Consider the following 8,957-nt stretch of genomic DNA (forward strand, 5'->3'; position numbering starts at 1 on the left):
GGACGTGCCCCGGCTGGGCCGATGCGGTGTCCTAGGCTTCGGGGTGGGCGAGTTCGATGTCGTGGTCGTGGATGTCGGCACCGGAGACCAGCACTCCGGCGGCCCGCGGTGCGTAGCCGGTCGCGATGACGGTGTACGGACCGGTGTCCAGGTCGGAGAAGGCGTACGCGCCGTCGTCCCCGGTGGTGGTCGCGGCGACGACGTTGCCGGCGACGTCCACCAGCGTGACCCGGGCGTCACCCAGCGGGCCCGCTCCGCCCCGTACCGCACCGCGCACATGGGCACCGGGCCGCAGCTCGATCTCGACGCGGGTGGCCCCGGTTCCGGCGATCTCGACGGCCACGGCGAGCGGACGGTGCTTGGGGGAGCTGACGGCGAGGGTCACGGGGCCGGGCACCAGCTCGCCGACCGAGAACTCCCCGACGCCGTCGGTCTGCCGGGTGGCGAGCACGTCCCCGCGCACATCGGTGACGACCACCACGGCTCCGGCGACCGGTTCCCCGCCGTCCGCGGCCCGCACCAGTCCGGCCAGGCCGCCGGCGCCGTCGAGCAGCACGTCGTACGCGACCGGTCCGGTGCTCACGACCAGGGCGGTGGCCTGCGGCCGGCAGCCGTCGGCGGCGGCTATGAGAACGTACGTCCCCTCTCCGGGCGCCGTCACGGCGTAGCGGCCCTCGGCGTCCGCCACCGCGCGGCCGAGCTGGCGGCCGCCGAGCGAGATCAGGGTGACGGCCGCCCGGCCGACGCCTGTTCCGTCGGCGGCGCGCACCTGCCCCCGCACCTGGACACCGTCGTCGGTGAGGCCGGCCGTCACCGCGGATCCGCCGGCACCCACCGGTGGCTCGGGCGCCGACGCGGGCAGGGACGCCGGTGCACCGTCGGCGGATCCGGCCGCCGCGGCGGGCTCCCGGCGCGGGATGAACGCGGCCACCAGCAGGGCGAGGACCGCCGCACCGGAGCCGACCGCCATGACCACCTTGAAGCCGTTCTCGGAGGGCACGGTCACGCCGCCGAAGACGTTCGTCATCTGGGCCAGGATCACCCCGGCGACGGCACTGGCGGTCGACGTACCGATGGACCGCATCAGGGTGTTGAGGCTGTTGGCGGCGGCCGTCTCGTGCGGGTCGACGGCGCCCATGATGAGCGCGGGCATCGCGCCGTAGGCGAAACCGATTCCGGCGCCGACGATGCAGGAGACCAGCACCAGCTGCCAGACGGCGTCCATCAGCACGATGCTGAGCCCGTACCCGGCCGCCACGATCACCGCGCCGCACATCAGGGTGGTCTTCGGGCCGAAGTTCCTGGAGACGAGGGCCGACACGGGCGCCGTCGCCATCATCACCAGGCCGGTCGGGGCCATCACCAGTCCCGCGTCGAGCAGCGACTTGCCCAGCCCGTAGCCGGTCGCCTCAGGCAACTGCAGGAGCTGCGGAAGCACCAGGGACATCGCGAACATGGAGAACCCGAAGGCGATCGAGGCGAGGTTCGTCACCAGGACCTGACGGCGGGCGGTGGTACGCAGGTCGACCAGCGGCTGCCGGGTGCGCAGTTCGTAGCAGCCCCAGGCGAGCAGGGTCACCACGGCGGCTCCGAACAGACCGAGCGTGGTGCCGCTGTGCCAGCCCCAGTCGGCGCCCTTGGAGATGCCGAGCAGCAGACAGACCAGGCCCGTCGCCATGCCCAGGGCGCCGATCAGGTCGAACCTGCCGCCGGTGCGCACCTTGGACTCGGGCACCAGCACGAGGACCAGTACGGCGGCGACGACACCGAGCGCGGCCGAGGTCCAGAACAGCACGTGCCAGTCGAAGTGGTCCGCGATCAGCGCGGCGGCGGGCAGGCCGAGCGCGCCGCCGACACCGAGCGAGGCGCTCATCAGGGCGGTGGCGGACCCGAGGCGTTCGGCGGGGAGTTCGTCGCGCATGATGCTGATGCCGAGCGGGATCACACCCGAGGCCAGGCCCTGCAGCGCGCGGCCGACGATCATCGGTACGAGGGTGTCGCTGAGCGCGGCGGTGACCGACCCGGCGACCAGCATGAGCAGGCTGGTCAGCAGCATCAGCCGCTTGCCGTACATGTCGCCGAGCCGTCCCATGACGGGCGTGGCGACGGCGGCGGCGAGCAGGGTGGCGGTGACGGCCCAGACCGCGTCGGACGCCGCGGCGTCGAGCAGCTTCGGCAGCTCGGGCACGATGGGGATCACGAGGGTCTGCATCAGCGAGACCACGATCCCGCCGAAGGCCAGCACCGCGACGACTGTCTGGGTCCGCGGCGGCGCGGACTCCCCCGCCGCTTCCGGCCGGGGCTGTGCGTGGGACATGGTCGAGCCTCCGTAGGGCCGTTCGACTCTGCACGACCCTCCCGAATGTAAGTCACTTGATTTACGCAAGCAAGCACGGTCGGATGCCCGCTCGGCTCGACTCGCGCACCACCGGTCGGCACGGGACCGTGTGCACCCCGGGTGCCGGTCCGGCGTCGATGGCCTGGAGCGGCCGCAGCGCGGCGATCCGCCCGGTCTCGGCCGGGTTCATGTCGACGGTGGTGAGCGGCGGGCGGCAGGCGAGGGCCATCGTGTCCCAGTTGTCGTAGCCGACGACCGCGACGTCCCCCGGCACGTCCTTGCCGCGCTCGCGCAGCGCGTCCGCCACTCCCCGGGCCGTCTGGTCGTTGCCGCAGAAGACGGCGTCCGTGTCGGGTGCCGTCCGCAGCACCGCGTCGGCGGCCCGCCGCCCCCGGGCCTCGCTCCACTCCCCGAGGTGCACCCGGCCGGTGGCGGGCCGGAGGCAGGCACCGGCCAGGTGCCGGACCGCGTGCGCGGCACGGTCGCGGGCCGCCTGGCGGTGTTCGGGTCCGGTGACATGGGCGATCCGGGTACGGCCGGCGGCCGGCAGGTGTTCCACGGCCAGCCCGGCGCAGCCCCGGTCGTCGGTGACGACGGAGGTGTCGGCGGGGTCGGTCGACGGCGAGAGGGCGTAGACGACCGGGATCGCCGGATCGATGCCGGACAGGGGCGGGCGGGGGTCGGTGCGCCGCCCGGGGCGTTCGGCAGCACCGTGCACGTGAAGCTGGAGTACGCCCCGTCCAGGGGCCGCACGAAGGCCGTCTCCGGGCCGATCACCGTCTCGGACGCCGACTACCCGGTCAGCGGCGGCTCGATCACCGTGCCGGTGACGATGAACGCCGCCGCCGGCCACCACCTGACCGTCACCCCGAGCGGCACCGCCACCTCGCCGGCCGGGCGCTGCCAGATCACCAACCGCAACAGCGGCCTCGCCCTGGACACCAGCCGCGCGGGCACCGCCCAGGGCACCGCGGTCGTCCAGGCCACCGCCACCACGGGCACCGACCAGAACTGGACGCTGGTGGCCGCCGGCAGCGGCCTCTACAAGATCCGGCAGCAGGCGAGCGGGCTGCTCCTCGGCATCACCGACGCGGGCACCGGCGCCGGTGGCACCGCCCCGATCTGGGGCGACAACGGCACCGCCGGCCATCTCTGGCAGCTCGGCCCGTCCGGCGACGGCTACTACGAGATCGCCAACTACAACGGCGGGCTGCTGCCAGGAGTGACCGCAATGAGTACCTCCGCCGTCGCCCAGGTCCTCCAGTGGGACGACAACGGCACGGCGGACCATCTGTGGACACTGACGGCGCGCTGACGCGGCCGTTGGTGCACCACCGGGCCCGCGGCCACAGCCCGGACTTCGACGATGTGAGGGACGGATTCCGCATGAGCGGCCGACCGCTCGGCAACCGGGACGTTCGGCCGCTAAGTTGGGCAGCATGAGCAACCTTGACCGTGCGCCCGTCCCGAGCGTGTGCGGTGGCCGCGGATTCGTCGTCGCCGAACCCGTCCGCGAGCTGCTGAGCCCCCGCCGTGTGCAGCTCGGCGAGTCGACCGAGGTGCGGCGGCTGCTGCCGAACCTCGGCCGCCGCATGATCGGCGCCTGGGCGTTCGTCGACCACTACGGTCCCGACGACATCGCCGACGAGCCCGGGATGCAGGTGCCCCCGCACCCGCACATCGGACTGCAGACGGTCAGCTGGCTGCACCAGGGTGAGGTGCTGCACCGCGACTCGACCGGCAGCCTGCAGACGATCCGCCCGCGCGAGCTCGGGCTGATGACCTCGGGCCGGGCGATCAGCCACTCGGAGGAGAGCCCGCGGTCGCACGCCCGGTATCTGCACGGCGCCCAGCTGTGGGTGGCCCTGCCGGACTCCCACCGCCACACCGACCCGAAATTCGAACACCACCCCGACCTGCCGACGGTCACCGCCCCCGGCCTGACCGCCACGGTCATCCTCGGCTCCCTCGACGGCGCGACGTCCCCCGGTACGGCGTTCACCCCGATCGTCGGCGCGGACCTGTCCCTCGCCCGGGGCACCGACCTGCGCCTGCCCCTGGAGCCCGACTTCGAGTACGGCGTGCTGGGGATGTCCGGCGAGGTGAGCGTCGACGGCGTGCCGGTGCTGCCGGGCTCGATGCTCTACCTCGGCTGCGGCCGCTCCGAGCTGCCGCTGCGCGCCGAGTCGGACGCGACGCTCATGCTCCTGGGCGGCGAGCCGTTCGAGGAGGAACTCATCATGTGGTGGAACTTCGTCGGACGCACCCAGGCGGATATCGAACAGGCTCGTGAGGAATGGATGAACGGGTCGCGATTCGGGGAAGTGAAGGGTTACGACGGAGCACCTCTGCCTGCTCCCGAACTGCCGCCGGTGCCACTGAAACCACGAGGTCGAGTGCGCTGAGCAGGGCCCTCACAAGCTGACGCACACAGCGCCGGGCGGGGTGAAACACACCCCGCCCGGTTCGCACGGACAGCCAGGCAGACCCCTGTCACACCACTCGATCCACCGCACTTCACGGCGCGGGTCCCGCCGGCCGTCGTCAGCTCTGATCGGGCTGCCGCCGGCCCAATGCCGACTTTACTGTCGGACAGTCAGATCTCTCGCGGGGGTTCTGCTCTCGCCTCACGCCATCGCCCCCCGGGGAGACGTGCGCACTCGTGCTCCGGGAGGAGCGGCCGGGGGCCAGACGGTGCCTGGGCCTGCTGCGTCGGCGTATCCGCGGAGATCCCTCAGGCGTGGGCCACGACGGCCACGGGGCAGCCGACATGGTGGATGACGGCGTGGGTGACGGGGCCGGTGTGCGGTCCGGCCGGGCGCTCGGTGATACGGCGCCCGACGACGAGCAGGCCCGCCTCGGCCGCCGCGTGGACCAGAACGGTCTGCGGCCGACCCTCCGCGACGGTCTCGTCGACCTCGACCCCGGGATACTTGTCGCGCCACATCCGCAGCACGGCGGTCAGGAAGCCGAGCCACTCGTCGCCCCGCTCCGGGGCGCTGCCCAGTCCGAGGTCACCGGGGCCGAGCCCGATCGGGGACGGCTGCCGCCAGGCGTGGACGACCCTCAGGCGGGCCCTGCGCAGCCGGGCCGCCTCGAAGGCGAACTCGATCACCTCGTCGCAGGGGTCGGCGAGATCGATGCCCAGGACGACATCCCGGTACGCGGAGCGGGTGGACGCACTGCCGTCGGCGGCAGGCAGGTGTTCGTCGGCGGGCTCCTCCCCCGCCCGGACCAGGACGACAGGGCGCTCTGCCCGTGCCACCACACCAAGGGCCACCGAGCCGACCACGAAACCGGCGAATCCGCTCAGCCCTCGCGAGCCCAGCACCAGCAGCTCGGACTGGTCGGCGGCCTTCAGCAGCGCGGCGATCGCGGGTCCCTCGACCTGCTCGTCGTTCAGGCGGACATCGGGGCAGGTACGGCGGACCCGTTCCTCGGCCTGGCGCAGGGAGCGTCGGCCCTGGTACCGCTGAGCAGCGTCGGCCTGTTCACCGGACTCCTGGCGGGGGTGCCAGTTCCACGCGTGCACGAGGCGCAGCGGCCGGTCACGGCGGACCGCCTCGTGCGCGGCCCACTCGGCGGCGGCGAGGCTCTCGGCGGACCCGTCGACTCCCACAATGACTGGCGCAAGCATGACAGTTACCTCCTGTGTCCGGACTGCTCCCGGTCTTAGCGTCTTCCTGCGGCTCACCGCCCGACAGGGGCCGCCAGGGCTGCGACCGGGTCCGTTCGGCCCCCCTCCCACCCGGTCCGCCGACGGACACGGCGGTGGTCCCGTCCAGGGGAAAGTCGGTGCGACGCGGGGGGGCAACTGCTCTCCGCGTGCACCGTCCGAGGCGCGCCGGATATCCGGACGTGAACGTCCTGGAGGATGTTCTGGGGATGCCTCCCGGCGAGGCGCTCGGCTCTGTCTCCGCGAACGCCGCGCTGGTGGTGCTCGGTCGGCGCACGGGCAACCCGCGCGAGTGCTGCCGGACGCCGTCCGGTGCCGGGTCGCCGTCGTGCCGTCGTGAGTCGCCGCGGGGCAGGTCGGCCGGGCTGCGGGGCCCGTTCGGCCCGTGTGGGGCCCGGTCCCGGCGGCCCACCGTGAGCAGCACGGGGGCGCACACCGCGATCGCCGTGACAGGCGTCGGAGACGAGTTCCGGTACGACGACGGAGTGGGCCCGCCGTGGCCGCCCCGCTGCGGGAACGTGCCGTGGACCGGCCGCTGCCGCCCGAGCGGGTTGCGCCGCGGCCGCCACCGCCGGGTCCCGGCCGTCCGTACGTGCCGCACCGTGGCCGTCGTCACCACCTGGCCGGGCTGCCGTCGCGGACCAGGACCTCGGCGGGCGGGCGGCGCGGCGCGGTCCATGTCTGTGCGGGGCGGCCGAGCCGCAGCAGCGTCTGCGGAAAGTTCCCGGCCGTCAGGCGATGGCGCAACTGGGCGCGGAGCGCGGGCAGTTCGAGGGGCTGGGTGTGAAAGGCGGCCATGACCCCGCGGGCGGCGGCGGCCAGCAGGACACGCTGGAGCGCCTGCCCCGACCGCAGCCAGTCGTGGCGGTCGTCGCATGGGGTGGACAGCACCGCGACGGTGCCCGTCCCGTGGTGGCGACGGCGGGACGGGAGGAGGTAGCGGCGGGCGAGGCCGAGGTAGTCGCGACCGGCGAGGAGTGTGCCGTCCGGGTGGTACCGGCAGGCCTCGGCGGGCACCCCGCCGTGCCCGAGGCCGCGCATCACCTCGGCGGCGCGTCCGGGATCCGCGCGCTGGGTGTCCTCGGCGGTGCGCACCAGTTCCGCGAGCACCTCCAGCTCCTCCGGCTCGTCGAAGACCTGGAGGACGGCGCCCTCCACCCGGGCGTGCTCGCGCAGTTCGTCCATGAGGCCGTCGGGCAGCGACTCGTTCAGGAACGGCCCGCGGTGGGTGTGGCGGCGGGCGATCGCGTCGGCGAGTTCCGCCTCGTCGGGTGTGACCGGGGCGTGCGTCGCGAAACCCACGCGGGCGAGGAAGGCGGGGCTGCCGGGCTCCGGCAGCAGCTCGACGACCGGCCGGAACCCGAGGTGCCGCACAGCCGTCCGCGCGTTGAACAGTGCCGCCCCGCAGGCGATGACCATCTCCCTTCCGCCGGGGTCGGTGAGGATCATGCGGCGCCCGACGTCGGCGTGCACCTCGAAGCCGTGGTCGTGGCCCTCCTCGACGAAGTACCAGGGCTGGCTGTTGTGCGGGGAGGGCGCAAGGCAGGCGGCGCGGGTCAGGTGCACCGCCGCGTGGCCGGGTTTCTCGTACGACACGGACATGGTGGATCCCGCCTCTCGCGGACCGTCCACCCTTCGTGAACCGTCCAACCCCAGCGTCCCCCGCTCGTGCCGCCTCTCGGCATGGGCCGACGGTCCCGGCACCAGGCCTCAGCGGCCCTCCCTCATTCCGGCAACCGCCCTTCGCCCGGCCCACGGTGGTACTTCCCGAGCCGAACCGCCCCCACCTGTACGTCCGTTCGGCCCACTGTCGAAGGCCGAACAGCACTGGGGGAGGCCCTCGTCGGGCGGTTGGCTGGAAGTGTCGGAGGAGGCTGCCATGTTCAGCGACACACCGTACGCCCGCCGCGCCCGCCGCCACCGCTCCACCGTGGTCACGGCGACGCTGGCTCTCCCTCTGCTCACGCTCGCCGCCTGCGGCACGACCGCCGCCCCGGACCTGTCCGCCGGCACGTCGTCCGCCATGGACAGCGGAACCTCGGGAGGCACGACCGGTGCCGGCGCGCCCTCCTACTCCGCCGCACCGACGGCAGCGCCACCGAAGTCCTCGGCCGGCGGCTCCGGCCCGTCGGCGGGGAAGAAGGTCCGTACAGCGGTGTACTTCCTGCACGGCGCGAAGGTCTCAGCCGCCCCGCGCACCGTCGCCGCCCCCGCGACCGCCACCGCGGCGGTGCGCGCCCTGCTGGCCGGCCCCAGCCGCTACGAGGGCAGCCGGTCCCGCACCACCGCGATCCCCCCAGGCACCGAACTGCGTTCGGTCGCCGTCCGCAACCACGTCGCGACAGTCGATCTGTCCGGCCGCTACGACGACGCCGGTGGCAGCGGGTCGATGCGGGGCCGCCTGGCTCAGGTGGTGTTCACGCTGACCCGCTTCCCCGCCGTCCACAAGGTGGCGTTCGAGATCGAGGGCAAGCCGGTCACGCACTTCGGCCCGCAGAGGACCGTGCTCAACGGGCCGGTCGGCCGCGCCGACTTCGAGGACCTTTCCCCGGCCGTCCTGGTCGAGTCGCCGCTGCTCGGCGACAGGGTCCGCACGCCGCTGCGCGTGTGGGGCAGCGCGAACACGTTCGAGGCCGAGTTCCGGCTGAAGGTGACCGACGCGGCGGGGCACGCGGCCGCCGACGTCCTGGTACGGGCCACGTCCGGCACCGGAGTCCGCGGCACCTTCGACGTCACCGTCCCCTGTCGGGTCGTCCGGGCCGGTCCCGGCCTGCTCACTGCGTACTACGTGTCACCGAAGGACGATCGGCCGGTGACCGTCGACACCGTGCCGCTGACGGTGAACCACTGACACCGGCCCACGGGACGGGTGGTCCCCGGGGCGGGGCGCCCCGGGGGGCACCCCACCCCCGCCCACGGCGGTGGCGAAAAAGAGTGGAATAA

General features: G+C 73.6%; 7 protein-coding genes. 3 read left to right on the forward strand and 4 right to left on the reverse strand.

Features of this window, described 5'->3' with window-relative positions; genetic code table 11:
• Positions 1-31 precede the first annotated feature (31 nt).
• Both ACFXI4_RS38410 and ACFXI4_RS38415 read right to left on the reverse strand, forming a co-directional pair.
• On the reverse strand, positions 32-2,317 hold the full coding sequence (locus tag ACFXI4_RS38410; protein WP_385000403.1) for an MFS transporter: 2,286 nt from the start codon (positions 2,315-2,317) through the stop codon (positions 32-34).
• A gap of 61 nt (positions 2,318-2,378) precedes the next feature.
• Positions 2,379-3,056, reverse strand: a complete 678-nt coding sequence (locus ACFXI4_RS38415; protein ID WP_385000406.1) for a substrate-binding domain-containing protein — start codon at positions 3,054-3,056, stop codon at positions 2,379-2,381.
• On the opposite strand from ACFXI4_RS38415, the gene ACFXI4_RS38420 reads away from it, so the two are divergent.
• A complete protein-coding gene (locus tag ACFXI4_RS38420) occupies positions 3,057-3,653 on the forward strand; it encodes an RICIN domain-containing protein (protein ID WP_385000409.1) in 597 nt (198 codons plus the stop codon). It begins immediately after the preceding gene.
• Between the two features lie 124 nt (positions 3,654-3,777).
• Complete coding sequence (locus tag ACFXI4_RS38425; RefSeq protein ID WP_385000412.1) at positions 3,778-4,743, forward strand: pirin family protein; 966 nt, start codon at positions 3,778-3,780, stop codon at positions 4,741-4,743.
• Positions 4,744-5,072: 329 nt separating this feature from the next.
• On the opposite strand, the gene ACFXI4_RS38430 is transcribed toward ACFXI4_RS38425, so the two are convergent.
• Both ACFXI4_RS38430 and ACFXI4_RS38435 read right to left on the reverse strand, forming a co-directional pair.
• On the reverse strand, positions 5,073-5,975 hold the full coding sequence (locus ACFXI4_RS38430; protein ID WP_385000415.1) for a universal stress protein: 903 nt from the start codon (positions 5,973-5,975) through the stop codon (positions 5,073-5,075).
• Between the two features lie 651 nt (positions 5,976-6,626).
• Positions 6,627-7,616 (reverse strand): Acg family FMN-binding oxidoreductase, encoded by a 990-nt coding sequence (locus ACFXI4_RS38435; protein ID WP_385000418.1) that lies wholly within the window; start codon positions 7,614-7,616, stop codon positions 6,627-6,629.
• A 277-nt stretch (positions 7,617-7,893) separates the two neighbouring features.
• On the opposite strand from ACFXI4_RS38435, the gene ACFXI4_RS38440 reads away from it, so the two are divergent.
• Entirely contained in the window at positions 7,894-8,865 is a 972-nt protein-coding gene (locus ACFXI4_RS38440) for a GerMN domain-containing protein (RefSeq protein ID WP_385000421.1), read from the forward strand.
• Positions 8,866-8,957 lie beyond the last annotated feature (92 nt).

The organism is Streptomyces sp. NPDC059224 (assembly GCF_042754285.1).
GTDB lineage: Bacteria > Actinomycetota > Actinomycetes > Streptomycetales > Streptomycetaceae > Streptomyces.

Coding starts and splice junctions, on each gene's coding strand:
- ACFXI4_RS38435 (WP_385000418.1), bottom strand. CDS start 7,616: ATGTCCGTGTCGTACGAGAAACCCGGCCACGCGGCGGTGCACCTGACC.
- ACFXI4_RS38430 (WP_385000415.1), bottom strand. CDS start 5,975: ATGCTTGCGCCAGTCATTGTGGGAGTCGACGGGTCCGCCGAGAGCCTC.
- ACFXI4_RS38425 (WP_385000412.1), top strand. CDS start 3,778: ATGAGCAACCTTGACCGTGCGCCCGTCCCGAGCGTGTGCGGTGGCCGC.
- ACFXI4_RS38410 (WP_385000403.1), bottom strand. CDS start 2,317: ATGTCCCACGCACAGCCCCGGCCGGAAGCGGCGGGGGAGTCCGCGCCG.
- ACFXI4_RS38440 (WP_385000421.1), top strand. CDS start 7,894: ATGTTCAGCGACACACCGTACGCCCGCCGCGCCCGCCGCCACCGCTCC.